This is a genomic window from Stakelama pacifica, assembly GCF_004361835.1.
GTDB lineage: Bacteria > Pseudomonadota > Alphaproteobacteria > Sphingomonadales > Sphingomonadaceae > Sphingomonas > Sphingomonas pacifica.
The window spans coordinates 291,635-316,918 of record NZ_SNWD01000003.1; the positions used below are offsets into that span (position 1 = coordinate 291,635).

Here is a 25,284-nt window from a genome sequence, read left to right on the forward strand (position 1 = left end):
ATAGCGGCACAGCCGGAATTGCGCAATAGCGTACCCTTACCCCCTTGCCAGCTTCCATGCGCCCAGCATGAGGCGGCGATAGAACATGTCTTTGGGGCCGTGGCCGAGCTTCATCCGGTTGAACGCAGCGCGCTGTTCGGGGCCCGGGCGGGCCGCCATTCCGGCGAGCAGGGTTCTCGACAATGCCTTTTTGGAACTGCCGCATTGCTTCAGATGCAGCAGCGCAGTCATGGCGAGTGCTTCGGCATCGGTGAAGTCGCTGCCGAACGGGAATTGCGGGAAGAAACCGGTCGCGCGCGGTCCTGACAGGATTTCCTCCAGCCGGTCGGGGTTGTTCTGCCCCACCTCTATCTTCGCATCCTTTACCTTTTCCGCCGCGCCCGCCTGTTTCAGCAGATCGCCCGCAAAGCGATGATCGGCGATGGCGACCATGCGGCGGATGCATTCGGCATCGCTCTGCCCTTTCAGCCATGCGACGCCATATTCGGTGATGATGACGTCGCGCATGTGCCGCGGAATGGTGGTGCGGTCGAGTTGCCACACGATGTTCGATTGCGTTTCGCCGTCATGGGTGCGGGTCGCTTTTACCATAAGGATCGCATTGGCGTCGCGCAGGGCAAGCGCCTGTTCGACGAAATCATGCTGGCCCCCTACCCCGCTGATGACGCGGCCATCGGCGAGCGTGTCGGACTGCACCGCGCCGAACACATCGGCCATCATCGCGTTGTTGATAAGGCGCGCATCGACACGGTCGCGGCGCTTTGCCGCTTCGTCGCCATAGAGCGTGTTGGTGAAGGACACGCCGGTCATGTCGAAATCGGCGCGCTGCGCTTCGGGCATGGCTTTCAGCCGGTCGTAGAAATCGCGGCTGCCGACGAAAAATGCGCCGTGCAGGACATGCCCGCTGGCCGAGCGGCGTTTGAGGATGCCCGCGTCGTAGAGGTCGAGAAAGCCGTCGACGAACATCTCGCTTGCGCCATACAGGCCGCGCTCGAACGGGGCGGTTTCGCGGGGTTCGTCGGTCAGTTGCGCGATCAGTTCGCGGAAGAGCGTATTATGCTTGTGCCGCAGGATCAGCGCATAGGTAACGGCATCGCCGAGCGAGCCGATGCCGATCTGAAGCGTACCGCCGTCTTTGACGAGGCTGGCGGCGTGGAGGCCAGCCACATATTCCGCCGTGGAAACCGGGCGGCGAGGCGCGGCGAAGATGGGGAATTCGCAGCGAGGATCGTCGAGGATCGCGTCGAAATGCTCGGCGGAGATTTCGGCGGTGCCGGGCATGAAGGGGAGGTCGCGATTGACCTGCCCCACCATCAGAAAGGGTTCGCCCTTTGCGCGCATCGCCTCAAGCTCAGGCAATATATCGAGCGTGACGTCAGTGTTCGAGGCAAGGCTGTAGCGCGGCTTCGGCCCGCTTTCATCGACCGCGATCAGCTGCGCCAGCAGGTTGATCGGACGGGTCAGCAGCGCATCGGGCGCGGCTGCGGAATAGTTCACGCTGATATAGGCCTGCTGCATCGCAGCATTGCCCATCCACGCCCCCGAATTGAAGAAGAATTCGGCGACATGGACATTGTCGGGCAGGCTGCCGTCGCGCAGCGCTTCGGCATAATCCAGTTCGACATAGCCATGGAAATGGCGCTCGGCGAACGGGTCCATCAGCCGCGCCTCAAGCTCCGCGCTCGCACGCGGGCGTTCGAGCGTCAGCGCGGTGAGGATGTCGAGGCTGAGCGCCTTATCGTGGCGCGCGCGTTGAAACAGAGCATTGGCGATATGCGTCGCCTTGCCGATGCCCAGCGGGAGACCGGCCCGGACGTCGCGCCCGAGCCGTTCCAAGATCCAGCCTGCCAATATGTCGGCGTCGGCGAAGCGCTCCATCAGCCTTCGGCTTTCCTCCACCATGCGCTGGGTTCGAAGCGCTCGCCATATTCGTCGGCAAGCGCGGCCAGCGTCTGCCGCACATCGGTAAAGCCGCGCGAACGCGCATAATGGATCGGCCCGCCCCGGAACGGCGCAAAGCCGGTGCCGAAGATCATCGCGGCGTCGGCGCTGTCGGCATCGGCGACGATCCCGCCATCGATGCAGCGCGCAACCGCGTCGAGCAGCGGCAGGACCAGCCGGTCGCGCATCGCCTCGGTGGGCGCTTGCTTAACCTTGTCCTTTTTGGGTTTTCCGTCCCAACCATAGTCATACAGCCCCTTGCCCGTCTTGCGACCCAGCTCACCCGCTGCAACCTTGTCGCGCAGCCATTGCGGGATTTCGGGCATCGGCCGGTCGAGATCGCGCGCCAGCGATTCAGCAACGGCAAGGCAGATGTCGAGCCCGACCTGATCGGCGAGTTCGACCGGCCCCATGGGCATGCCGAAATCTTCCGCCGCGGCGTCGATCCGCTCCTGCTGCTCGCCCTCATCGATCATCAGCAGCGCTTCGCCGAGATACGGCATCAGCGCGCGGTTGACGAGGAAGCCGGGCGAAGCCTTTACCGGCAGCGGCTGGCGCGAAATATCGCCGACGAATTTCAGCGCTGTCTCATACGCAGCGTCGCTCGATTTATCCTGCTTCACCACCTCGACCAGTTCGAGCCGCGAGACGGGGTTGAAGAAGTGGATGCCGACGAACCGTTCGGGATTTTTCAGCCCCTTTGCCAGTTCGTTGAGGTCGAGGCTGGACGTGTTGGTGGCGAGCACTGCATCCGGCTTCATCTTCGCTTCAAGTCCGGCATAGATTTTGTGCTTCAGGTCGACGCGTTCGGGGGCGGCTTCGATGATGAGGTCGGCGCTGACCACACCATCGCCCTTAGGATCGGGGATGAAGCGGTCGCGCGCGGCGAGCAGTTCGGGGCCATCCAGCTTGCGCTCGAACAGCTTGCTTGCCGATTTCATCGCCTTGCCCAAAGCCTCACGGCTGGGATCGGCGATGGTGACGGTCATGCCCTGAAGCGCTGCCCATGCGCCGATTTCCGCGCCCATCGTGCCAGCGCCGACGACATGAAGATGTTCGACGCCGGACTTGCCCTTGCCATTCGCCTTTAGCCGTTCGCGAAGGAAGAAGACGCGGATCAGGTTTTGCGTGGTTTCGGTGGGGAGCAGATTGGCGAAGCTCTCGCGCTCCGCTGCAAGCATATCGTCGAGCGATCCGCCATGATCTTCCCACAGGTCGATCAGTGCATAGGGGCTGTCATAATGTTCGCTGGGCGCCTGCTTCTCGGTCTCGGCGCGCATCTGACGCGCGATCGCGACGCGGGCGGGATAGAAATTCATCGCGCCAGCCATCGCGCCGGGCGATTTGCGCTCCACCTTGCCGGTGAGCACGGCATTTACCGCGTTGGAGATATCGCGTTCGGGAACCACCAGATCGACGATGCCGAGACGCTTTGCCTTTTTCGCCTTTTTGGTCTTGCCGGTCAGCATCATCTTCATCGCCTCGACAGGGGCGATGCGATGGGTCAGGCGGGCAGTGCCGCCAAGCCCGGGATGCAGGCCGACCAGCACTTCGGGAAAGCCGAAGCTTGCATCTTCGCGGGCGACAATGAAGTCGCAGGCAAGCGCGAGTTCCAGCCCGCCGCCGACGCAGATGCCATGCGCGACACAGACGGTCGGGATGTCGAGCGCAGCAACGCGATCGACGACTGCATTGGCCTCTTCGATCTTCGCCTTGATCTCATCATTGCCCTTCAACCCTTTGAACTGGTTGAGGTCGGCGCCCGCCGCAAAGCCCGATTGCTTCGCCGAACGGAAGATCACCGCTTCCCAGCCGCCGCCCTCAACCTCGTCGAGCAGTGCGTCGAGTTCGCGGAAAACCGGCTCGTTGAAGGTATTGACCGCCACATCCTGACGATCGAGAACGAGCCAGAGCCGCTTGCCGTCCTCATGCTTGATCCAATGGGTGCCGCGAATGCCGGTGGTGCCGGTGAGCGGCGTGGGACTGAGAAATTCTTTCGCACTTTTGGTCATTACAGCGCCTCCACCAGCATTGATCCGCCCTGACCGCCGCCGACACATTCGGTGGCGATCCCCTTTTTGCCGCCGGTGCGGCGCATAGCGTTGATAAGGTGAAGCACGATCCGGGTGCCGCTGGTGCCGACCGGATGGCCAAGGCTGATCGCCCCGCCATCGACATTCAGCTTGTCGCGGTCGATCCTGCCAGCCGCACCTTCAAGGCCCAGCACCTCGCGGCAGAATTGCGCGTCTTCCCATGCGGCGAGACAACCGAGCACCTGCGCAGCAAAGGCTTCGTTCAGTTCCCAGGTGTCGATATCCGACAGCGTCAGTCCGGCGCGCTGCATCAGCGGGGTCGAGCTCATCACCGGGCCGAGACCCATGATATCTGGCGCGAGCGCTGCCCATTCGCTGTCGACGATCTTCGCAATCGGCTCCAGCTTATGCTCTTTCACCGCCTCTTCGGAGGCGAGGATCATCCAGCAGGCACCGTCGGTGACCTGACTGGAATTGCCCGCAGTCACATCGCCATATTTTTCGAAGACCGGCTTCAGCTTGGCGAGCGATTCGATGCTGCTGTCGGGGCGGACGCCGTCGTCATGGTCATAGACGGTGCCGTCGGGGGCGAACATCAGTTCGACCTCGTCATCGAGCCAGCCCTCTTTCTGCGCACGGGCGAGGCGATGATGGCTTTCCATCGCATAATTATCCATCTGCCAGCGGCTGATGCCGAAGCGATGCGCGACGACTTCCGCCGTCTGACCCATCATCAGCCCGGTGACCGGATCGGTAAGCCCCTGTTTCAGGCCGATTTCGGGGTTGAGATAGGAAAAGTCGAAGGCACGAAGCGCGGCAAGCTGCTGCCCCGTTGTCTTTGCCGACTGGAATTTGCCGAGCCAGCCAGCCGCCTTGTCCGACAGGATCAGCGGTGCGCGGCTGAGCGCCTCGGTGCCGCCCGCGAGGACAAGGTCGATATCGCCATGTGCGATGTTGCGGAACGCATCGTCGAGCGACTGCATCCCCGACCCGCAATTGCGGTGGACGGTCCATGCCGGCATTTCGTCGCCGCAGCCGAGCCGCAGCGCCGCGACGCGGGCGACGTTCATTTCGCCCGCAATCTGGTTGGCACAGCCTAAAATCACCTGATCAAAGGCGGTAGGCGAAAAACGCTGTCGCATCAGCAGCGGACGGCCGCATTGTACGGCCAGATCCGCAGGGCTGAACGGACCGGGCTTGCCGCGCGCCTTGATAAACGGCGTGCGACTGCCGTCGATCACATAGACTGGACGAGCTTCAGATCTGGCTGTTCGGGTGATGGTCCCTGCTCCTTCTTCTTGGCGAGGCCGGTAAGCTCTGCCGGATCGAAATCATCGGTGGCGACGACGCGCGCCACGGCTTCACGCGTTTCGGCAACGGCCGCACGCTCTGCATCGTTCAATGCGTCTTCGCCCTGTTTGCGCAACCGGTCACGTAAGATCTGGGTACGTTCGACCAGCTCCATCGCATGTTCGAGTTGCGCCACAGGCTGATGTTCGGGGCCGATATGCACGCCGCAGGCGATGCGGTCACGCTGCGGCCCGCGCTTCATCAGCATATCGGCACAGGCGAAGATGGTATCGTCGCTGGCCCCGCGCGGATGGCTGCGGAACGGCAGGCTGACGAGACGCATGATCTTGTCGAGCACCGGCAGCGGGAAATTGACGAAGATGGCGTCGAACCGCTCCTCGATCCGGGCAAAGCCGGTGGCGCAATTCCATTCGACCAGCGGCAGATCCTCTTCGAGACAGCCTTCGTCTTCCCAGCGCTTGAGCACTGCGCTCAACAGGTACAGTTCGGACAGAATGTCGCCATAGCGCGCGGAAATCGATTCCTTGCGCTTCAGCGTGCCGCCGAGCGAGATCAGCGCGACCTCCGCCGCCGTGGCGAGCGCAGCGGCATAGCGCGACATCTGCTTGTAATAGCCCTTGATCGGACCGGCATCGGGCGCGCTGGCAACGGCACCGCCCGACCACGACGCCGCGAGCGACGTGCCGAGATTTTTGAAGATATGCCCGGCATGGCCCCACACCGTGTCATCGAACTTCTCGATCGCGCCCTCGCCTTCGGTGCCCAGCGCTTCCATCTCATCAAGCAGATAAGGATGGTCGCGGGTCGCGCCCTGACCGAAAATGATCAGGCTGCGCGTCACGATATTTGCGCCTTCCACCGTGATGCCCACCGGCACCGAGCGATAGACATTGCCGAGATAGTTGAGCGGACCGTCGATAATCGCCTTGCCGCCATGCACGTCCATCGCATCGTCAACGACCTGACGCATCCGCGTGGTGGCGTGATATTTCATGATGGCGGAGACAATTGCGGGGTGATGCCCCTGATCGATCCCGGCGCAGGTGAAGCGACGCGCCGCCTCAAGCTGATAAGCAAGCCCGGCGATGCGGCCCAGCCGTTCCTTCACGCCTTCGAACTTGCCGACCGGGATACCGAACTGTTCGCGAATACGGGCATAGGCGCCGGTGGTGCGCGCGGCGAGCACGGCGGCCGCAGTTGCCTGTGTCGGAAGCGATATGCCGCGACCAGCGGCAAGCGCGGCCATCAGCATCTTCCAGCCCTGACCGATCTGCTCCTGCCCGCCGATGATCGCGTCGAGCGGCACGAACACATCCTTGCCGCGGACGGGGCCGTTCTGAAACGCCTGAAAACTCGGCAGGTGGCGGCGGCCATGTTCGACGCCGGGCGTATCCGTGGGGACGAGCGCAACCGTAATGCCAAGCTCTTCCTTATCGCCCAGGAGATGATCGGGGTCGGACAGTTTGAAGGCAAGGCCGAGCACCGTCGCGATCGGCGCGAGCGTGATATAGCGTTTGGAGAAGGTGATGCGCATCCCCAGCACCTCCTTGCCATCGACCGTCTGTTTGCAGACGACGCCATGATCGACCATCGAAGAGGCATCCGAGCCGGCTTCATCGCTGGTCAGCGCGAAGCACGGGATTTCGCGGCCATCGGCAAGGCGCGGCAACCAATGGTCGCGCTGCTCCTGCGTACCGAATTGCAGCAGCAATTCGCCAGGCCCGAGCGAGTTGGGAACCATGACCGTTACGGCGCCAGCGACCGAGCGGGTGGAGATACGCTTCACCACCTCGCTATGCGCGTAGGCGCCGAAGCCGAGGCCGCCATATTCCTTGGGAATGATCATCCCGAAGAATTTGTCGCGCTTCAGCGTGTCCCAGACATCGGGCGGCAGATCGAGATCCTCCGCCGAAATCTTCCATTCGTCGAGGCGGTCGCAAAGGTCGGCAACCGGGCCGTCGATAAACGCCTGCTCCTCTGCGGTGAGCGAGGCAGGCTTCATATCGCGCATCGCCTGCCAGTCGGGGGCGCCCGAAAACAGCTCGCGATCCCACCAGGTGTCACCCGCTTCCATCGCTTCGCGTTCCGTAGACGAAAGCGATGGCAGTGCATTTTTAGCCAGATTGAAAATCGGCTTTGAAAGCAGGTTGATACGGATCTTGTCGAGCATGGTCACTGTCCTTGGGTACGGTGAAAAGCATCGCGTTTCCGCCATGCTTTCGCTTTCTAAAATGACCCGGCACGCGCGTTGGTTCCCTGATCCGCGCGCGAAATCAGCAGCTATGGAGCCGCGCGATGTTCCTCCCCTGTTCCGATCTCCGCATATAACGTTACGGCAGTGCGAGCGCGCCGCATCGCAGCGAATCGACAAATACCTCGGGCGCCGTACGATGCCGCGCTTGCCCGCCATGGCGGAGCGTTCCGAAGAGGCATGAAAATCGCGTCCGGCATCGGTCGCGGACGGCACGATCTTCACCAGTAAGCCCGTTCAGACAAAGCGGAATGTGCCATCGCGGCGCAACATGCCCTATCCGGCCTGTTTGTCTGCCATCTTGACGTGAGCCTTCGCATACGCAAAGCAGCGCCTCGCTATGATCAAACGCATCCTCCCCCTCGCCGCCGCGCTCATCGCGCTCCCCCTCGCCGCATGCAACAAAGACAAGCCGGAAGAGGTGACCAGCACCTCGCCCGATCCGATGGCGTCGAAGCTTGCCAATGCGCCTGCGGTCGAGCTGCCGCCGTCGATCAAGGCCAGCAAATCGCTGCGTTGCAGTGACAACAGCCTGCTTTATGTCGACTTCTTCTCCGGCGATAAGCAGGTCAATGTTCGCACGAAGGAAGACGGCACCGCCACCACGCTGAAGTCGGAAACGGCCGGCGGCCCCTGGACCAGCGGTGAAGACAAATTGTCGGGCGACGAAAACAAGGTCACCTATACCCATGACGGTAAGTCGCTGACCTGCCACACCTAATCGCGATCGGGCCGGTTCTTAGGGGCTGGTTTCTTATCTGACAGGACAAAGGCCGGCCATTCGCGCCGGCCTTTTTCCTGCGCATTCCCCTTGCACCGCGCCGCTTCGCAGGCCAGTTTTGCCGGGCAATTCAGCCAAAGGAGGGAATGTGGCGACGATCGCCGTCTACAGTCTCAAAGGCGGTGTCGGAAAAACGACGCTGGCCGTCAATCTGGCCTGGTGCGCGGCGCGCAACTCGGCGCGGCGGACCCTGTTATGGGATCTCGATCCGCAGGCTGCGTCGACCTATATTCTGACGCCCCGGAAAAAGCAGGGCGATCGTGCGCAGGCGATTTTCACCAAAGATGTTGCTGCCCGCAAGCTGGTACGCCACAGCGATGTCGAGGGACTCGACCTGATCGGGGCGGATCGGTCGCTGCGCCAGCTCGACCACGTGTTTCACGAACTGGACAAGAAGAAGCGGCTGGCCAAATTGCTGGGCGAACTGGACGGCGATTATGATCGGCTGGTGCTCGATTGCCCGCCCGGCCTTACCGAAACCAGCGAACAGGTGATGCGCGCCGCCGATATCATCATCGTGCCGGTCGTCCCCTCCCCTTTATCGATCCGCGCCTTTCAGGAGATGGAGGAGCATATCGCGAAGCTAGGCAAAAAGGGCGCGCCGCTGATGCCGGTGCATTCTATGGTCGATCGTCGCCGCACGCTGCATCGCGAGAGCATCGAACGCCATCCCGAATGGCCGGTCATTCCCATGGCGAGCGCGATCGAGGCGATGGGCGTGCATCGCGCGCCGCTCGGCAGCTATTCGCCGCGCAGCGCGGCCAGCAAGGCTTTTGCCGATCTCTGGCGCGCGATCGAGACGCGGCTTGCCGGGCGGGGGAAATGAGCGGCCGCTTGAGCCAGCTCGATCCGCAGCTCGTGCTGCGAGCTTATGCCATGGGCGTATTCCCGATGGCCGATCATCGCGATGCCGCCAATGTTTTCTGGGTGGAACCGAAACTGCGCGGCATCATGCCGCTCGACGGGTTCCATTTGTCGCGCTCGCTCAAAAAGACGATCAATTCGAACCGGTTTCGCGTCACCGCCGACACCGCCTTCGCCGATATCATCGCGCTGTGCGCCGAATCCGCTGAGGATCGGCCCGATACCTGGATCAACCCGGCGATCGAAGACGTGTTCGGCACGCTGCACGAAGCGGGCTATGCGCATTCGATCGAGTGCTGGCTCGACGGCGAGCTGGTCGGCGGCCTCTACGGCCTTGCGCTGGGCCGCGCCTTTTTCGGCGAAAGCATGGTCAGCCGCGCCCGCGATGCGTCGAAGGTCGCGATAGCATGGCTGGTCGCGCGGCTGAAAGTGGGCGGCTTCACGCTGCTCGACTGTCAGTTTCAGACCGATCATCTCGCTTCGCTGGGCGCGATCGAAATCCCGCGCGACGATTATGTCGGATTGCTCTCCGCAGCTGTCGGGGACGGCGTTTCGGCGGGGACCGGTTCGCTGCCCTGCGCAGGTGCCGATTTCTTCGCGCTGGAGCGGCTTGCCGGAGAACCGGACGAAACCGGCTCGCCACCCTCCGGAAAGCTCATCTCGCAGCTTTTGGGCCAGACATCGTAAACCGGGTCCTGCACGACATTCAGCGCCGGGCGTTCCTTATAGAGCCAGCCCGAAAAGACCCGTTTCCAGCTTTTCTGATCCGCCTGCAGGCGATCGACCTGAACAAAGGCACCGGTATACTCTTCGGGCTCCCAGGGAGCGGTCCGCTCACACGCCCGAAGCCGCACGGTCAGCCCGCCGAGGCGAGCCGATTGCCCGGGCTTCAGCCTGATATCCCGGGTCTGGCCATTGCGCTTGTTGAGGATGCCTAATGTCGCGACGCGCTCTTTCATCGGCGTCGCGCCCTTATTGGGATCGTTCAGGCTGTCGACCTGAACCGTGACGATGTCCGAATTGCCGCTGCCCCGGTCGAGCACGGCAAGCTCATCGGTTTCGGGAGCAGCCTGAGGAGCGGTCGGGCGGTGGCTGCGCCGATAGGCCTCAATGCCCTGCCACACGCCGATGCCGATCAGCACGGCGGCGATCAGGCCGCCGCCCCACAGGAGCAGCCGCTTACGATTCACGCGTCCGGCGTCCATGCCTCATAATCGCCGGTCGCGCGGACCCGCGCTCCGCCAAGATCGAGCGCACCGGGCGGACGATAGGCCAGCGCCGTACCGGTCAGATTCGCGGTCGCCGGCTTTTCCCAGCGACGGACCGGCGGCAGCGCGCGATCGGGCACATCGTCGATCTGATGATGCAGCCAGCTGAACCATTCGGGCGGCACCCGGCTGGCATCGTTCGCACCGTTATAGATGACCCAACGGCGCGCACGACCGTGCATGTCGGTGCCGCCCTCATAATACAGGTTGCCCAGATCGTCTTCGCCGACCTGCTTCTTGCCCGACAGGCCGAGACGAGTGCCGAAGGTGGCGCCGTTCCACCAGGTGAAGATCGTTGAAAGGATGCCCATGACCTGCGCGATTACCGCGATGCAGGCCGAACGGCAACTATCCTTTGCAACCCGCGTCCGCTTTTTAGGCTTGCCCCGGTGATGCGCCCCCCGGCACCCAGTATCGGTTTGTCCGCCAATCGCGCGGGCGAACCGGGGCGCTTTACAGCATCATGCCGTCATATCAGGCTCTGGCAGGTCTGAACTCCGGGTCGTGACCGCGAGGAGCAATGCACCCTGACATTATTGCGCGGGCGCGTCCCAGTTCACTTTGTCGCCCTCATCGATGCCCAGTTCGGCCGCACGACCCCCGCGCAGTTCCAGCACGGCGGATACCGGTTCGCCCGAATCGACCGGGGTTTCGCTGAACGGCACCGTATTGTCGGCGATCCGCGCGATTGTGTGGTCGGGTCGAATGAAGATGATGTCGAGCGGCGACGGCGTGTTCTTCATCCAGAAGGTAGCGACGCGCGGGGCCCCGCCGCCCGGCGGATAGGGCGCGAACAACATGCCGCCATCGTCGGGAATATCGGTGCGGAACATCAGCCCCTTTTGCTGCTCGGCCTCCGTACCGGCGACCTTCACGACGAAGCGGTGCGTTTCGCCATTGCTGACGATCGAGAGGTCGACCGTGTTTTCCGCTGCGGCCTTATCCCGGTTCGCAAGCGCGGCGCTTTCGCCGCCGCTGCATCCGGCAAGGCTGAGGGGCGCCGCGCCGAAAGCGGCGATGAACAACCAGATTGTACGCATGATACTTATTCCGCTCTTTCAACAACCACCGCGAGCGGCCCCTTATCGCCCGCGACGACCCGGGCGCGCAATGGCTGATCGGGCTCGACTTCCTCGATTCCGGCGCGGCGCAAGGTTTCCATATGAACGAAAATGTCGCGGCTATCTTCACCGCGCACCAAAAAGCCATAGCCTTTCAGCCGGTTGAACCATTTGACGGTTACCGGTTCGAACGGCCCGGCCGATGCGATCAGTTCCAGCCGGTCGATCCGGTCGCCGCCCGACCGGTCGCGCACCGGCTCCACCGCGTCGGTCAGATCGATGCTGAGGATCCGGCTGGCCTGAAACCCGCGCTGGCGCTGCACCGCCAGACATTCGACCCGCGCCCCTTCGGGAAGACTGCGGCGGCCATGTTCCTGAAGTATCGAAAAATGCACAAGTATATCGCCGATATCGGCGTCATCGTCGCAGACGATGAAGCCGAAGCCGCGCGTAACATCGAACCATTTCACCGCGCCCCGGCACGGCAACCCCTCTTCCTGCATGTCCGGCGCGTCGTCCATATCGACTTTCGACGCACGTGTCGTTTCAGCACGCATGTTTCTAACTCCCCCTGTCGGAGATTTATCACAAGCTTACATGCTGCGGCAACGACGACAACCATCTATCTATTCATATAGAAATTGCGTGTCCTCCCCGGGTTGCAGACCGGCAATGGCGCGCGAAATCGCAAAATCATGACCGGCGCGCAGCATCGCGGCAATATGCTTTTCCCGAACCTCACGCTCTTGGAAAACTGCGGAAAACGGGCCGATCCGCTTGCGCCGGGCAAAGGCGATCGCGCTGTCGACGCGGCGCTCGGCAATTTCGGGAGCAAGCGCTTCGGCATCGGCGCCGTCAATCCCGGCCTGATACAATGCCTGCCCCACCCGTCGGGCACCAAGCCCGCGCCGCGCCATCGCCGCCGCGCGCATCTCGCCGAACGCGCGATCGTCGACATAGCCAAGATTCGCGAAACGCTCGACTAGCCCCTCGATATCGGGCATGGCGTCCGCGCTACCCCGCTCACGCAGTTTCCGGGCGAGATAAGCGGCCAGTTTCGCGCGGGTTGTGGCATATCGCTCGACATAGCGAAGGGCCAGCCGTTCGAGCGCGGCAGCGTCCAATGGAGGCGGAGGAGTGAGGCGGCGAGGCATTGCGCCATGATTATGCCACACTGCCATCCGATTTTGAACGATACTGCGTAGCATTCAGCGCCATCCCGTTTGGGAGGAACCATGGCACAACGCAACGAAGGGCAAGAGATTATTGTGATGACGGGTGAGATTGCAGAACCGATGAACAAGCGGCAGACGGCCGCCGGGGATATGCAGCCCACACCGACCGGCGATGCACTGCCCCGCCGGTTCGCCGATTTTGCCACTCTGGGTGAGGCGCTGGATTACGCTGCCACGGGCGAGCGCGGCCTGAATTTTCACGATGCGCGCGGCACGCTGACGCGCCCCTATCCGTTTCGCGAATTGCGCGACGATGCGCTGGCTCAGGCGTATCGCCTGATCGCGGCGGGGGTGAAGCCGGGCGAGCGGATCGCGCTGATCGCCGAAACCGGTCCCGATTTCGCCAGCCTGTTCTTCGGCGTCGTCTATGCCGGCGCGTGGCCGGTGCCGCTGCCGCTGCCCACCTCGTTCGGCGGCGCGCAATCCTATATCGATCAGCTTCGCGTACAGCTTGGCAGCTGCGATCCGAAGATGCTCTTCTATCCCACCGAACTCGCCGCGATGGCGGGCGAAGCAGCGACGCAATGCGACGTGACCGGCATGGACTGGCAGGAATTTTCAGGCCGTGAGGCAGCGCCGTGCGATCTGCCGCAGGCAAAGACCGACGACACCGCCTATCTGCAATATTCCAGCGGATCGACGCGCTTTCCGCACGGGGTCGCGATCACGCACGGCGCGCTGCTCAACAATCTGGCCGCGCACAGCCATGGCATGGCGCTGGAGCCGACCGACCGCTGCGTCTCCTGGCTGCCCTGGTATCATGATATGGGGCTGGTCGGATGCTTTCTGTCGCCGATCGCCAATCAGGTTTCGACCGATTATCTGAAGACCGAGGATTTCGCCCGGCGTCCGCTGGCATGGCTCGACCTGATCAGCCGCAATTCGGGGACCACCCTCTCTTATTCGCCGACCTTCGGCTATGATATCTGCGCGCGGCGCATGTCGAGCCAGACGCGCGCGTCCGACCGGTTCGACCTGTCGCGCTGGCGCGTGGCGGGCAATGGCGCGGACATGATCCGCCCCGACGTCATGCAGAGCTTCGTCGATGCCTTTGCCGATGCTGGGTTCAAGGCGAGCGCCTTCCTGCCAAGCTATGGCCTTGCCGAAGCGACGCTTGCCGTTTCGATCATGCCGCCGGGCGAAGGCATTCAGGTGGAACTGGTCGAAGAGACTCAGCTTTCGGGCCAGTCGGGCGAAGCAAACCGTCCTCAGCGGTTCCGCGCCATCGTCAATTGCGGCAAACCCGTGCGCGACATGACCGTCGTAATCCGCGAGGAGGACGGCACGCCTTTGCCTGAAAAGGCGATCGGCAAGGTCTGGTGCAAAGGCCCCAGCCTGATGACCGGCTATTTCCGAGATCCCGAATCCACCGCCGCGTGCATGGCCGATGGCTGGCTCGATACCGGCGATATGGGATATATGTCCGAAGGCTATGTCTATATTGTCGGCCGGGCGAAGGACATGATCATCGTCAACGGCCGCAACCACTGGCCGCAGGACATTGAATGGGCGGTCGAGCAGCTTCCCGGTTTCAAGGCGGGCGATATCGCTGCGTTCGCGATCACCACGCCGGGCGGTGAAGAAACCCCCGCCGTGCTGGTCCAGTGCCGCACCTCGGACGAAAGCGAGCGGCTTCGCCTGCGCGGCGAGATCAGCGAACGCGTCCGTTCCGTAACCGGCATGAACTGCGTCATCGAACTGATTCCGCCGCGCACCCTGCCCCGCACCAGTTCGGGCAAGCTCAGCCGCGCAAAGGCGCGCAACCTCTATCTCAACGGCGAGATCAAGCCCTATGACGTCGCCGCCTGACGGGGCGGCGGCATAGGGGCGAGGCCCTGAGACTTGATATTGGCAGAGGTCGTACTTTTTCGCACCGGGCCATTGCGCGACCCGTCAGCCGAACGTGCCTCTGCATAACGAGTCGCTAACCAGAAGCTGATATTCGAACGGGGTGACCGATCAAAAATCCTCCCGTTTCGCGAAGCCGAAAATCGGCCTTTGGGCGTTTCTTGCATTATCGCCAGGCGCCGATTCGCCCGAATGGAAGCAGATTCGCGCGGCGCAAATCAGGGCGATGCCCCGCCCCGCGGCATATATGATCGTCGTCAATGTCGCGGTCCTTGCGATAACCGGCATCATTATCGGCATGCAGATACCGGTCTGGCAGCTCGGCACGTGGATGCTTGCGGTGGTTGTGGCGGCAACGCTGGTCGCGAACCGGCAACGGATGGCGGCACAACAAAGTGACGGTGCAATCCATTCGGTCCGCCTTAATCTGGGCGTCGGCATCACGATGTCGATCGTCTGGGCCGTGCCCTCGCTGCTATTCCTGCCGCAGCTTTCGCCGATGATGGCGGTCGAGCTGGCAAGCGCAATCATATTGCTGATGATCATCACCAGCTTTGCCATGGCGACGACACCGGCGGCGGCACTCAGCTGGCTGTTCATCGTCGGAAGCACATTGAGCCTGGCGCTTTTCCGGAACGCCATGCCGCTATCCGGCTGTGTCACTGCCCTCACCACCGGGGTGCTGCTCATGAGCAGCTTTTCGCGCGCCAGGATGCTCTTGCGACTGCGTAGTAAGGAAATCGCGCTGGCACAGAGTGACGAAACGGTCAGCCTGCTTCTGTACGAATTCGAGGAAACGCAATCGAGCTGGCTTTGGGAAATCGATGCGCAGCGCTGCATCGTGCGTCCGGGGGCTCGCTTCGCCAAGGCGCTGGAACGCGATGCTGCAACGATCGAAGGCAAATCCCTGCTGGAGATATTGGCGGGTACGAGCTGGGAAAGCGGCGCGTTCAGCGACGAGCTGCGCATGCTTGCCGCCAGGCTGAAACAGCGCGAGAGCTTTCGCGAACTGGTGCTGCCGGTACGGATCGGCGATACGGAGCATTGGTGGGAACTGGCCGCCAGCCCCCGATATGACGATAAAGGAAATTTTCGCGGCTTTCGCGGGGTCGCGTCCGATGTAACCGAACAGCGCCAATCCGAAGAGCGGATCAATCGCATGGCCCGCCACGACGCGCTCACCGGCCTGCCCAACCGGCTGCTGATCAACGAAACGCTGGCCGATGCGATGCAGGGCGCCCAGCATCAGCAGCATCGCTGCGCGTTCATGATGATCGATCTCGACCGGTTCAAATCGGTGAATGATACGCTGGGCCATCCTGTTGGCGACCGCCTGCTGCGCCGCGTGTCGGAACGACTGAGCGGGCTGGTCAGCGGGAATGAGATGATCGGGCGACTGGGCGGGGACGAATTCGCCGTGGTCATTCGCAACGCCAATGATTCGGTTCATGTCGAGCAACTGGCGCTGAAGATCATCGACACGCTTTCACAGCCCTATGAAGTCGATCAGCACACCCTGTATATCGGTGCCAGCGTGGGTGTCGCAATCGGGCCGCGCGACGGGCGCACCGCCGAAATGCTGGTGCGATCGGCCGACCTCGCTTTGTATCAGTCAAAGGATGATGGCGGCGGATCAGCCCATTATTACGATCCGAAGCTCCATGTGCAGGCGGAGGAACGCCGCGTGCTGGAAATTGCGCTGCGCAGCGCGATCGACAGCGATCAGTTCCATATTCATTACCAGCCGGTGGTCGATGCAAGGACAGGCCGGCTGGTCGGTTTCGAAGCGCTGCTGCGCTGGACGCACCCGGGCTATGGCGATGTCGAGCCAGCCAAATTCATCCGGCTGGCCGAAGAAACACGGCTGATCACCCCGATCGGGGCCTGGGTGCTGCGCACTGCCTGTCGCGAAGCCGCGACCTGGCCGGAAGCGTATCGGATCGCCGTCAATATCTCGGCCGAGCAGCTGCACAGCCCCGGATTCGTTCAGAGCGTTGCCGATGCGCTGGAGGAAAGCGGCCTTGCCGCGCACCGGCTCGAGCTGGAGGTGACTGAAAGCGTATTTCTGGACGAGGGAAGCAATGCGATCACATCGCTGGAAAAACTGGTCGCGCTCGGGGTCCGGCTGAGCATGGACGATTTCGGAACCGGCTATTCGGCGCTCGGCTATCTTTCGCGAATCCGCTTTGCCGCGATCAAGATCGATCGCAGCTTCGTGCGCAGCGCCGCCACGGGCAAGCTCGAATCGGTCGCGATCCTGCGCGCGGTGGTCACGCTTGCCGAAAGCCTTGGCATGGGGACGATCGCGGAAGGCGTTGAGAGCGCGGAGGAGCATCGCACGGTGCAGGATTTCGGCTGCTCGCACGTTCAGGGCAATTATTTCGCACGCCCCATGCCGGCGGACGAAGCGCGCAACCTGATAAACAACACGGCTTTTTCGATCGCCGTCGCCTGACCCCTTGTCGAGCGTGTCACTTGCGGCTACAGGCCGGGGCCGCACAGGAGTGTAGCTCAGTTGGTAGAGCATCGGTCTCCAAAACCGAGGGCCGGGGGTTCGAGTCCCTCCACTCCTGCCACTTTCGGCCTATCGGGCGGAACAGTGCGGTATTTTGCGTTGCTCGCAATATCCTGAACATCCGGAATGACGATGACGTGCCAGTATGACTGGCGCCCCCTTGCCCTTACCCCGGCAAGGCGTTAGATGCGTTAATCTAATCCGACAGCGTGGATGGCCCGGCACCGGTCTCTTGCAAAAGAGCCGGGCCGCGGACCTGTGCCCCGCGGACCGGATTTTTGGTTGAACAGTCAGTGAGTGAAGCGAAGTGGCGAAGACGTCCCCGGTCGAATTCATGCGGCAGGTAAAAGCGGAAACCGCGAAAGTAACCTGGCCCACCCGTCGCGAAACGGTCATGACCGCGGTCATGGTCGTCATCATGACGACGGTTCTCGGCCTCTTCTTCCTGGGCGTCGATTCGGTCTTCGACCAGATCGTCTCCTTCCTCCTCTCCCTGGCACAGAAGTAAGAGATTCATGGCGCGCTGGTACATCATTCACGCCTATTCGGGTTTTGAGAACAAGGTTCGCGAGGCAATCCTGTCCGAAGCCGAGCGGCTTGGCCTGGAGGCCGGAGTCGATCAGGTCGAGGTTCCGACCGAAACCGTGACCGAGGTTCGCCGCGGCAAGAAGGTACAGTCGGAGCGGAAATTCTTCCCCGGCTACGTTCTCGCCAAGCTGAACATGAACGACGACATCTATCACCTGGTGAAGAATACGCCGAAGGTGACGGGCTTCCTCGGATCGAGCGGCAAGCCGCAGGCGATCACCGAGGCAGAGGCCGCACGCATCCTCAACACCAAGGAGGAGGCGGCAGCCGCGCCCAAGCATCAGGTCAAGGTCGATTACGAAATCGGCGACAGCGTCAAGGTGCTGGAAGGCCCGTTCGCCAGCTTCAACGGCGTGGTCGAGGAACTCGATTTCGACAAATCGAAGGTCAAGGTTTCGGTGTCGATCTTCGGTCGCGCCACCCCGGTCGAACTCGATTTCGAACAGGTCGAACGCGGCAAGTAATTGCCCTACACAGGCTCGCATGCGCGATCCTGCTGAATATCAAAAAGCCCGGCAAGCGGTTCGCCGCTTCGCCGGGCTTTTTGTTTTGAAGTGAGACCGCGCCGGGTGGGCATCGCGTAGAGCGCCGTTCCAGACATATTCGCGCTGTGTGACCGGTCCGGCTCTGCGGCGTGGCGCGAACCACCATCGATGGGCTTGCGGGGTTCAGCGCAGCCTTAGGGCATATACGTCGCGCGCCGCCCTAACCCACCCGTTCGTGTCGAGCGAAGTCGAGACACGTTCGGACGGCTGCGGCATGTCTCTTCTGAATCGACTGGCGCTCTCGATCATGCAGGACCTGTTCGGGCATCCACCGCCCCTCATCATTCGCGTCAGATGCAAAGCCCGCGAACGGGGTGATACCGACCTTTCGTTGATCCGAACCTATTGTACCAGCGTCCAGCGATCCGGAGCGCCACACCGCCCGCAGCCTCGCATCACGCCGCACCAATCGCCACCGCTCCGCGCAGCCATAGCGTCACACCCCATCGCCCCGGCCTCCGCCAGGGGGTTAGCGGCTTGTATGCGCGATTTCCACAATCGTCGCCCCGGCGAAGGCCGGGGCCGCCATCGTCTGCCCCCTTACGAGGAGCATAGCGGCAGTTGCGAGCCTCGAAGAGGCGCGGCGATCGAGAAGCGGCGCGCACATCGCTGGATCGCCGCGTCGCTGCGCTCCTCGCGATGACGACCTTGCAGTGAGTCCGGCTCATTGCAGCTTGGTATACCGCGCGTGGCCCGGGCAAAAGGCTTCTCGATACCCTAACGACGCTCGGCAAAGCCTTCGCTCGAAGCCGACCGCAGTGGCGCTGAAAAGGTGGACCAGCCGCCCGGCACCCATTCCCCTGATCAACGACACCGCCCATAAAAAAGACCCGGTGCGCCGGGGGGAAGCACACCGGGTCAGTTTGCAAACCGTCATGGGAACGGGCAGGCATTGCGCCCGATCCTGCTGGTTCGCAGGGACCTCTCCGGCACCCGGGCCATGCCCGGATGCCTTATCTCTGTGATTACGCCATCGCCGAGGCGAGCTTGCGATGATGCGGGGCATCGGAATGCTCCACCTCCACCTCGACCCCGCGATCGCGGCGGCGCTTGATCGCATCGGCCATCAGTTCGCTGACCGTATGATCAGCATAATGCAGCCCCCTCAGGTCGATGCGCAGCCGGCCATGGTTGGGCAGCCGGTCGAGCAGCCCCGCAACCTTGCGGATCGCGATTGCCGTCGCCTTGCCCTCCAGCACGACTTCGTGATGGTCCTCGGCATGCTTCTGCTCCTCGACATTGAGGCGCATGCCGCGCACCTGCGGCAGCAGCTCAAGCGCGGTGAGCGCAAGGCCGACGATCACGCCGGTGAGCAGATCGGTGGTGACGACCAGCACGAAGGTTACCGCCCAGATCAATGCCGGGAACGGACCATAGCGGTGGAACAGCTTTTGGACGTCCTGCACCTTGATCAGCTTGGCACCGACCACGACCAGCACACCGGCCAGCGATGCCGTGGGCACCAGCGACAGGACGAAGGGCAGCAGCGAGACGAAACCGAGGATCCAGATGCCGTGCATGATCGCCGATGCACGCGTCATCGCGCCCGCCTGCACATTGGCGGAGCTGCGCACGATCACGCCGGTCATCGGCAGCGCGCCGACCAGACCGCACAGGAAGTTGCCGACGCCCTGCGCGCTCAGTTCCTTGTCGAATTTCGACTGGACGCGGTCCTGCATCTTGTCGACCGCCGCGGCCGAAAGCAGCGTTTCCGCACTGGCGATGAAGGCAAAGGCAAAGGCCAGACCGATCATCGACGGATCGGTGAGCATCGACATGCTTTCCGCGGTGGGCAACGTCACTTCGGCGGCAAGATTGCTCGGCACCGAAATGCGCTGGATCGAGAGGCTGCCGATCACCGCGACCACCGTACCCGCAACCACGCCGATCAGCGCGCCGGGGAGCAGGCGAAGCGCACCGGGTTTGAACTTTTCCCAGGCGAGCATCGCGCCGATGGTCACGACACCGACCAGCAGCGCCTGAAGGCCATTATCGTCCAGCCCCAGAAACGCGCCCGGAATGGCGGCCATATTGGCAATGCCATCGCTGCGCGGGCTGTCATCGATCAGCACATGGATCTGTTGCAGCAGGATCACCGCGCCGATCCCTGCCAGCATGCCGTGCACCACCGCGGGCGACACGCCCCGGAAATAGCGACCGAGCTTCAGCAGGCCGCCGGCAAACTGGATGACACCGGCGAGCAGTACCACCGGACCGAGCGCGGCAAGGCCGTGCTTTTGCACCAGATCGAATACCAGCACGGCAAGGCCCGCCGCCGGGCCGCTGACCTGTAGCGGGGCACCGGCGAACGAACCGACGACGATGCCGCCGATAATGCCGGTGACAAGGCCGAGTGCCGGCGGCACGCCCGATGCGATGGCAATGCCGAGGCAGAGTGGCATCGCGACCAGAAAGACCACGAACGAGGCAGCGAAATCGCGCCCGAACGTATCGGGGACGAAGCCGCCTTTGCTTCCGCTTTTTGTGGAGCCGTTCATATCAGGCAGCCTCTACCGCGAGCGAGCGCGCCACGCGGCGCGATGCCGGAATGGCGACGGGAAGCGGCTTGTCGTTCGACACGGTGTGGAACACACCGTCCGGACCCTGTGCCCGGATCTCGCCCGATTCGATGTCGAAGAACCAGCCGTGCAGCGCGAGTTTGCCCTGCGCCATGCGGGCGGCGACCGAGGGATGGTTCTGCAAATGGAGCAGCTGGATCGAAACATTTTCGAGCACCAGTGCCTGAATCTGCTCCGCCTCGTTCATATGGCCGCAGCAGCTCTTGACCACTTCAAAGGCCGGCTCGCTATGCGCCAGCCAGGATTTGACGTTGGGCATGGTTTCCAGCGCTTCGGGGTTGAAGAACGCCTTCATCGCGCCGCAATCCGAATGGCCGCACACGACGATGTCGCTGACTTCCAGCGCCACGACCGCATATTCGACCGCCGAGGAAACGCCGCCATTCTTCATCGCGAAGGGCGGAACAATATTTCCCGCATTGCGGCAAACGAACAGTTCGCCGGGCGCCGACTGGGTTATCAGTTCGGGCACAACGCGCGAATCGGCGCAGCTGATCATCAGCGTGCGAGGGCGCTGACCATCCTGCGCGAGCTTACGGAACAGGTCCTGCTGGCCCGGAAATACGGTACTTTGAAAGCGGGACACGCCGTTGATGATATCCATTGCGGTACTCCATCGCTGTTGCCCGGAACGGGCTTTTGCAGAATGGAATATGACGGCTGGAGATTGCCGCAATGCATCAGATATGTATCAAAATATTGCCGTGCCGCTTTCCCGCGTCGGGCGACGGACCGGCGATCGGCAGGCGCAACGTCGCAACCAGTCCCGGCGATGCATCATCGAGCATCAGCGTGCCCTCGTGCAATTCGACCGCGCGCTGTACGACCGACAGGCCAAGCCCGAAACCGCGCGTATTGCGGGCCCGCGCCTCGTCCACACGATAAAAAGGACGGAGCACTTTTTCGCGCAGATCCTGAGGAATGCCCGGCCCATGATCGCGCACCGCGATAATGGCGGATTCCCCCTCAGCGGCGAGACTCACCTCCGCGTCCCCGCCATATTTCAGCGCATTGTCGATCAGATTGGTCAGCGCGCGACGAAGCAATACGGGACGCACCCGCGCCTCCAGCCGGTCGGGGGCATCGAGCCGCACCGCCGCATCGCCCAGCGCCATGCTGTCGACCAGCGAGCGCAGCATCGCGGCGAGATCGACCGGCTCCACCGGGTCAGGTTCGCTGCCGTCGCCGCCCGCCAGATAATCGAGCAGCGTGTCGAGCATCGCGCTCATTTCCGCCACATCCGCCGCCAGCTCCTCACGGTCGCCGGGATGTTCGCGCCCGTCGAGCCGCAGGCGCATCCGGGCGAGCGGGGTGCGCAGATCATGGCTGACCGCGAGCAGCGATCGGGTGCGGCTCTCGACCAGCTCGGCGATGCGATCCTGCATTTCATTGAACGCACGGGCGAGGCGGCGAAGCTCCTCCGGCCCCTCGGTCTCCACCACCACATGGCGGTGCGAATGGCCGATCCGGTTGGCGGCGTCGGACAAAGCGCGCAGCGGCGATGCCACCGACCGAACGACATAGGCCGATACCAGCGCCACGATGCCGATCAGAAACAGCAGTGAAAACAGCCAGTCGCGCGACGGCGTCCATCCGCTGACGGGTTCGCGCGAGCGAAACTCGATCCACCGCCCCCCACGCGTTTCCAGCCCGCCGATCAGCCTTTTGGGGCGCGGCGCGACAGGTCCGGAAACATCGACACGCAGATTGCGGGCACGAAGCGAGGGTTCCCATTCGACGATCGCGTCACGCGCCGCTTCGCTCAGCGGACCGGCATTGCCGACCGGCGGCGGGGTGTCGGCGATCGCGAAGGCGACGTGCCGCGTCGACAGGCTGGGCGCGACCTCGGCCCAGCGGGCGGACGGCGTACGCGACAGCACGCGCTCGGCAACGACCAGCTGTTCGGCGACGCGATGCGCTTCGGTCGAGCGGAGCAGCACGCGTTCGGCCTGCCCCACCAGCACGAACGTACCGAGCAGCGCGAACAGAATCGCGCCGAGCAGGACCAGCGTCACCCGCCCGGTAAGCCCGCCGGGCCAGAAACGCAGCCGCATCATCGGGGCGCGCCGGTCATTGCCGCTCGACGGCGGGAACGAACATATAGCCGGCGCCGCGCACGGTGCGGATCAGCTCCTCCTGCCCGCCGCCATTGCTGCCCAGCTTCGCGCGCAGGCGGCTGATCAGCACATCGATGCTGCGGTCCGACGATCCGGAAAAGCGCTCACGCGACTGTTCGAGCAGGAAGTCGCGGCTGACCACCCGCTGCGCCGAATCGGTGAGCGTGAGCAGCAGCTCATATTCCGCCCCCGACAGCGGCACCATTTCCCCATCGGGCGCGAATACCTCGCGCCGGTCGAGATCGACCCGCCAGTCGCCGAAGCGCAAATTGCGCGCCGGTTGCTGGGGCACGATCTGATTATTGGTGCGGCGAAGCACGGCGCGCACCCGCGCGACCAGCTCTTCCGCGCCGAACGGTTTGGACAGATAGTCGTCCGCGCCCAGTTCCAGCCCGACGATACGGTCGGTTTCCTGCCCCCGTGCGCTGATGATGATGATCGGGACGGCACTTCGTGCGCGCAGCCAGCGACAGATATCGAGCCCGTTGGTGCCCGGCAGCATGATGTCGAGCACGACGAGCTGGAACGCGCCTTCGGTAAACAGCGCCTGCATTTCGGCCGCCGTGCCGACCCCGGTCGCTTCGAAACCATGGTCGCGCAGCGTTCGGGCGATCAGCAGACGGAGCGGCGAATCATCTTCGACGATGAGAATCTTCATTGTTCCTATGCGTTACCCAAGCAAATGCCGCCGCGCCATCCCCCGGAACAGCTGCGGGCGGGATCGATATACTGCCGGGGCCGACACATTGCATTTCCTCTCGCCTTGCGCTAAGGGCACGCGCTTTCCGGCAATATGCGTTGGGAAATCGCGCGGGAGGACCATAAAAGGTCCGTCCGAACCGCTAAACTTGAACCGGGCGAACCGGGGCCTGCCCCCTCGCCCAGCAACAGAGTGAGGACATATGGCCAAGAAAATTACCGGCTATATCAAACTTCAGGTGCCTGCCGGCGCCGCAAACCCGTCGCCCCCGATCGGCCCTGCTCTGGGTCAGCGCGGCGTGAACATCATGGAATTCTGCAAGGCCTTCAATGCCGCCACCGGCGACATGGAAAAGGGCATGCCGATCCCGACGATCATCACCGTCTATGCGGATCGCAGCTTCACCTTTGTGACGAAGACGCCCCCGGCGACCTTCCTCATCAAGAAGGCGGCGAACATCAAGTCGGGTTCGAAGGAACCGGGCAAGAACATCATCGGCAAGATTCAGCGCTCGAAGCTGGCCGAGATCGCCGAGACGAAGATGAAGGATCTGAACGCCAACGATATCGAAGCGGCGACGAAGATCATCGAAGGCTCCGCCCGCGCGATGGGCCTCGAAGTGGTGGAGGGCTGAACCCATGGCGAAGCAGACCAAGAAGCAGAAGGCACTGGCCGAAGCCGTTGACGCCAACAAGCTGTACGGCATCGATGAAGCGATCGAGCTGATCAAGAGCAAGGCGAATGCGAAGTTCGACGAAACCGTCGAACTGGCCATGAACCTGGGCGTCGATCCGCGTCACGCAGACCAGATGGTCCGCGGCGTCGTGAACCTGCCCAAGGGCACGGGCAAGACGGTTCGCGTCGGCGTGTTCGCCAAGGGTGCGAAGGCGGAAGAAGCCAAGGAAGCAGGCGCAGACGTGGTCGGCGCAGAAGATCTGATGGAGCAGGTTCAGGCTGGCAACATCAACTTCGACCGCTGCATCGCGACCCCCGACATGATGGGCGTTGTCGGCCGTCTGGGTAAGATCCTGGGTCCGAAGGGCATGATGCCGAACCCGAAGCTGGGCACCGTCACCATGGACGTGAAAAAGGCCGTTACGGACGCCAAGAGCGGCCAGGTCGAATATCGCGTCGAAAAGGCCGGTATCATCCATTCGGGCATCGGCAAGACGAGCTTCCCGACCGAAGATCTGCGCGCGAATTTCGACGCGCTGGTCGATGCGGTCGTCAAGGCGAAACCGTCGGGTGCCAAGGGCAAATATGTCCGCAAGATCGCGCTTTCCAGCTCGATGGGTCCGGGCGTGAAGGTCGACACCACGGGTGTCGCCGGCGCCTGATCCGCGACCAGCCGAAAATAAAGGAGGCCGGGAAGCGATTCCCGGCCTTTTTTTACATCGCGTCCGTAAAGGCGGCACGGCAACCTTGTTGCAGCAGGGGCTTATACCGACCTTTGGTTGATCCGAACCTATGGTAGCGCCCCGGAGCGCCGCACCGCCCGCAGCCTTGCATCAAGCCGCTCCGCGCAGCCATAGCGCCACACGCCATCGGCCCCGGCTTTCGCAGGCGTGGCGGATGGTGTCAGCGGCTTAAATGCACCGCGATTTCCGCAATCGTCGCCCGGCCGCAGGCCGGGGCCGCCATCGTCTG

21 protein-coding genes, 1 tRNA gene and 1 pseudogene are annotated in these 25,284 nt (G+C 62.9%); 10 read left to right on the forward strand and 13 right to left on the reverse strand.

Going from position 1 to position 25,284, the window contains the following annotated elements:
- Positions 1 to 36 precede the first annotated feature (36 nt).
- The 4 genes from EV664_RS07200 to EV664_RS07215 are packed head-to-tail and all read right to left on the reverse strand — an operon-like array spanning position 37 to position 7,455.
- Positions 37 to 1,878, reverse strand: a complete 1,842-nt coding sequence (locus EV664_RS07200) for an acetyl-CoA hydrolase/transferase C-terminal domain-containing protein (protein ID WP_162848790.1) — start codon at positions 1,876 to 1,878, stop codon at positions 37 to 39.
- Positions 1,878 to 3,953, reverse strand: coding sequence for a 3-hydroxyacyl-CoA dehydrogenase NAD-binding domain-containing protein (locus tag EV664_RS07205; RefSeq protein WP_211338475.1), 2,076 nt, complete (start codon positions 3,951 to 3,953; stop codon positions 1,878 to 1,880). Before EV664_RS07205 ends, EV664_RS07200 begins: the two co-directional genes overlap by 1 nt.
- Entirely contained in the window at positions 3,953 to 5,215 is a 1,263-nt protein-coding gene (locus EV664_RS07210) for an acetyl-CoA C-acetyltransferase (protein ID WP_229668140.1), read from the reverse strand. The genes EV664_RS07205 and EV664_RS07210 overlap by 1 nt, the downstream gene beginning before the upstream one ends.
- Positions 5,212 to 7,455 (reverse strand): acyl-CoA dehydrogenase, encoded by a 2,244-nt coding sequence (locus EV664_RS07215; protein WP_133495006.1) that lies wholly within the window; start codon positions 7,453 to 7,455, stop codon positions 5,212 to 5,214. Before EV664_RS07215 ends, EV664_RS07210 begins: the two co-directional genes overlap by 4 nt.
- Before the next feature lie 421 nt (positions 7,456 to 7,876).
- On the opposite strand from EV664_RS07215, the gene EV664_RS07220 reads away from it, so the two are divergent.
- From EV664_RS07220 to aat, 3 genes are all read left to right on the forward strand, one after another.
- Positions 7,877 to 8,257: a hypothetical protein gene (locus EV664_RS07220; RefSeq protein WP_133495007.1), complete on the forward strand. Its 381-nt coding sequence runs from the start codon at positions 7,877 to 7,879 to the stop codon at positions 8,255 to 8,257.
- A gap of 148 nt (positions 8,258 to 8,405) precedes the next feature.
- Positions 8,406 to 9,143, forward strand: a complete 738-nt coding sequence (locus EV664_RS07225; protein WP_133495008.1) for a ParA family protein — start codon at positions 8,406 to 8,408, stop codon at positions 9,141 to 9,143.
- Positions 9,140 to 9,868, forward strand: a complete 729-nt coding sequence (gene aat, locus EV664_RS07230; protein WP_133495009.1) for a leucyl/phenylalanyl-tRNA--protein transferase — start codon at positions 9,140 to 9,142, stop codon at positions 9,866 to 9,868. Before EV664_RS07225 ends, aat begins: the two co-directional genes overlap by 4 nt.
- A gap of 35 nt (positions 9,869 to 9,903) precedes the next feature.
- Here the strand turns inward: aat and EV664_RS19720 are convergent.
- The 5 genes and pseudogenes from EV664_RS19720 to EV664_RS07255 all read right to left on the reverse strand — a co-directional run.
- Positions 9,904 to 10,386, reverse strand: a pseudogene (locus tag EV664_RS19720) (DUF2155 domain-containing protein); the annotation flags it as partial.
- The gene (locus tag EV664_RS07240; RefSeq protein WP_133495010.1) at positions 10,368 to 10,760 is read right to left on the reverse strand and encodes an NADH:ubiquinone oxidoreductase subunit NDUFA12; all 393 of its coding nucleotides are present in this window, start codon (positions 10,758 to 10,760) and stop codon (positions 10,368 to 10,370) included. The gene EV664_RS07240 and the pseudogene EV664_RS19720, both read right to left, overlap by 19 nt.
- 222 nt (positions 10,761 to 10,982) lie before the next feature.
- Positions 10,983 to 11,489, reverse strand: a complete 507-nt coding sequence (locus EV664_RS07245; RefSeq protein ID WP_133495011.1) for a DUF192 domain-containing protein — start codon at positions 11,487 to 11,489, stop codon at positions 10,983 to 10,985.
- A 5-nt stretch (positions 11,490 to 11,494) separates the two neighbouring features.
- Positions 11,495 to 12,067 carry a cold-shock protein gene (locus EV664_RS07250; RefSeq protein ID WP_373287496.1) on the reverse strand — a complete coding sequence of 191 codons (573 nt, stop codon included), beginning with the start codon at positions 12,065 to 12,067 and terminating at the stop codon, positions 11,495 to 11,497.
- 69 nt (positions 12,068 to 12,136) lie between these two features.
- Positions 12,137 to 12,664 (reverse strand): regulatory protein RecX, encoded by a 528-nt coding sequence (locus EV664_RS07255; RefSeq protein WP_133495012.1) that lies wholly within the window; start codon positions 12,662 to 12,664, stop codon positions 12,137 to 12,139.
- Between the two features lie 141 nt (positions 12,665 to 12,805).
- On the opposite strand from EV664_RS07255, the gene EV664_RS07260 reads away from it, so the two are divergent.
- The 5 genes from EV664_RS07260 (at position 12,806) to nusG (ending at position 18,160) form a co-directional block, all read left to right on the forward strand.
- The gene (locus EV664_RS07260; protein WP_133495078.1) at positions 12,806 to 14,554 is read left to right on the forward strand and encodes a fatty acyl-AMP ligase; all 1,749 of its coding nucleotides are present in this window, start codon (positions 12,806 to 12,808) and stop codon (positions 14,552 to 14,554) included.
- 265 nt (positions 14,555 to 14,819) lie between these two features.
- Entirely contained in the window at positions 14,820 to 17,048 is a 2,229-nt protein-coding gene (locus EV664_RS07265) for a putative bifunctional diguanylate cyclase/phosphodiesterase (RefSeq protein ID WP_229668139.1), read from the forward strand.
- A 45-nt stretch (positions 17,049 to 17,093) separates the two neighbouring features.
- A tRNA-Trp gene (locus EV664_RS07270) sits at positions 17,094 to 17,169 on the forward strand.
- 246 nt (positions 17,170 to 17,415) lie between these two features.
- A complete protein-coding gene (gene secE / locus EV664_RS07275) occupies positions 17,416 to 17,616 on the forward strand; it encodes a preprotein translocase subunit SecE (protein WP_133495014.1) in 201 nt (66 codons plus the stop codon).
- A gap of 7 nt (positions 17,617 to 17,623) precedes the next feature.
- Positions 17,624 to 18,160 (forward strand): transcription termination/antitermination protein NusG, encoded by a 537-nt coding sequence (gene nusG, locus EV664_RS07280; protein ID WP_133495015.1) that lies wholly within the window; start codon positions 17,624 to 17,626, stop codon positions 18,158 to 18,160.
- A gap of 1,046 nt (positions 18,161 to 19,206) precedes the next feature.
- Here the strand turns inward: nusG and EV664_RS07285 are convergent.
- The 4 genes from EV664_RS07285 to EV664_RS07300 form a co-directional block, all read right to left on the reverse strand.
- On the reverse strand, positions 19,207 to 20,739 hold the full coding sequence (locus tag EV664_RS07285; RefSeq protein ID WP_133495016.1) for a SulP family inorganic anion transporter: 1,533 nt from the start codon (positions 20,737 to 20,739) through the stop codon (positions 19,207 to 19,209).
- A 1-nt stretch (position 20,740) separates the two neighbouring features.
- Positions 20,741 to 21,424 carry a carbonic anhydrase gene (locus EV664_RS07290; RefSeq protein ID WP_133495017.1) on the reverse strand — a complete coding sequence of 228 codons (684 nt, stop codon included), beginning with the start codon at positions 21,422 to 21,424 and terminating at the stop codon, positions 20,741 to 20,743.
- Between the two features lie 76 nt (positions 21,425 to 21,500).
- Positions 21,501 to 22,877, reverse strand: a complete 1,377-nt coding sequence (locus EV664_RS07295; RefSeq protein WP_133495018.1) for a sensor histidine kinase — start codon at positions 22,875 to 22,877, stop codon at positions 21,501 to 21,503.
- A gap of 13 nt (positions 22,878 to 22,890) precedes the next feature.
- On the reverse strand, positions 22,891 to 23,595 hold the full coding sequence (locus EV664_RS07300; RefSeq protein ID WP_133495019.1) for a response regulator transcription factor: 705 nt from the start codon (positions 23,593 to 23,595) through the stop codon (positions 22,891 to 22,893).
- 244 nt (positions 23,596 to 23,839) lie between these two features.
- Between EV664_RS07300 and rplK the strand changes: the two genes are divergently transcribed.
- Positions 23,840 to 24,271: a 50S ribosomal protein L11 gene (gene rplK / locus EV664_RS07305; protein WP_133495020.1), complete on the forward strand. Its 432-nt coding sequence runs from the start codon at positions 23,840 to 23,842 to the stop codon at positions 24,269 to 24,271.
- 4 nt (positions 24,272 to 24,275) lie between these two features.
- Entirely contained in the window at positions 24,276 to 24,974 is a 699-nt protein-coding gene (gene rplA, locus EV664_RS07310; RefSeq protein ID WP_133495021.1) for a 50S ribosomal protein L1, read from the forward strand.
- The last annotated feature ends 310 nt before the right edge of the window (positions 24,975 to 25,284 follow it).

Bases quoted from the DNA above. Each gene is read 5' to 3' on its own strand.
- EV664_RS07200 (WP_162848790.1), bottom strand. From the start codon at position 1,878: ATGGAGCGCTTCGCCGACGCCGACATATTGGCAGGCTGGATCTTGGAA.
- EV664_RS07205 (WP_211338475.1), bottom strand. From the start codon at position 3,953: ATGACCAAAAGTGCGAAAGAATTTCTCAGTCCCACGCCGCTCACCGGC.
- EV664_RS07215 (WP_133495006.1), bottom strand. From the start codon at position 7,455: ATGCTCGACAAGATCCGTATCAACCTGCTTTCAAAGCCGATTTTCAAT.
- EV664_RS07220 (WP_133495007.1), top strand. From the start codon at position 7,877: ATGATCAAACGCATCCTCCCCCTCGCCGCCGCGCTCATCGCGCTCCCC.
- aat (WP_133495009.1), top strand. From the start codon at position 9,140: ATGAGCGGCCGCTTGAGCCAGCTCGATCCGCAGCTCGTGCTGCGAGCT.
- EV664_RS07240 (WP_133495010.1), bottom strand. From the start codon at position 10,760: ATGGGCATCCTTTCAACGATCTTCACCTGGTGGAACGGCGCCACCTTC.
- EV664_RS07245 (WP_133495011.1), bottom strand. From the start codon at position 11,489: ATGCGTACAATCTGGTTGTTCATCGCCGCTTTCGGCGCGGCGCCCCTC.
- EV664_RS07250 (WP_373287496.1), bottom strand. From the start codon at position 12,067: ATGCGTGCTGAAACGACACGTGCGTCGAAAGTCGATATGGACGACGCG.
- EV664_RS07255 (WP_133495012.1), bottom strand. From the start codon at position 12,664: ATGCCTCGCCGCCTCACTCCTCCGCCTCCATTGGACGCTGCCGCGCTC.
- EV664_RS07260 (WP_133495078.1), top strand. From the start codon at position 12,806: ATGAACAAGCGGCAGACGGCCGCCGGGGATATGCAGCCCACACCGACC.
- EV664_RS07265 (WP_229668139.1), top strand. From the start codon at position 14,820: ATGCCCCGCCCCGCGGCATATATGATCGTCGTCAATGTCGCGGTCCTT.
- nusG (WP_133495015.1), top strand. From the start codon at position 17,624: ATGGCGCGCTGGTACATCATTCACGCCTATTCGGGTTTTGAGAACAAG.
- EV664_RS07285 (WP_133495016.1), bottom strand. From the start codon at position 20,739: ATGAACGGCTCCACAAAAAGCGGAAGCAAAGGCGGCTTCGTCCCCGAT.
- EV664_RS07290 (WP_133495017.1), bottom strand. From the start codon at position 21,424: ATGGATATCATCAACGGCGTGTCCCGCTTTCAAAGTACCGTATTTCCG.
- EV664_RS07295 (WP_133495018.1), bottom strand. From the start codon at position 22,877: ATGATGCGGCTGCGTTTCTGGCCCGGCGGGCTTACCGGGCGGGTGACG.
- EV664_RS07300 (WP_133495019.1), bottom strand. From the start codon at position 23,595: ATGAAGATTCTCATCGTCGAAGATGATTCGCCGCTCCGTCTGCTGATC.
- rplK (WP_133495020.1), top strand. From the start codon at position 23,840: ATGGCCAAGAAAATTACCGGCTATATCAAACTTCAGGTGCCTGCCGGC.
- rplA (WP_133495021.1), top strand. From the start codon at position 24,276: ATGGCGAAGCAGACCAAGAAGCAGAAGGCACTGGCCGAAGCCGTTGAC.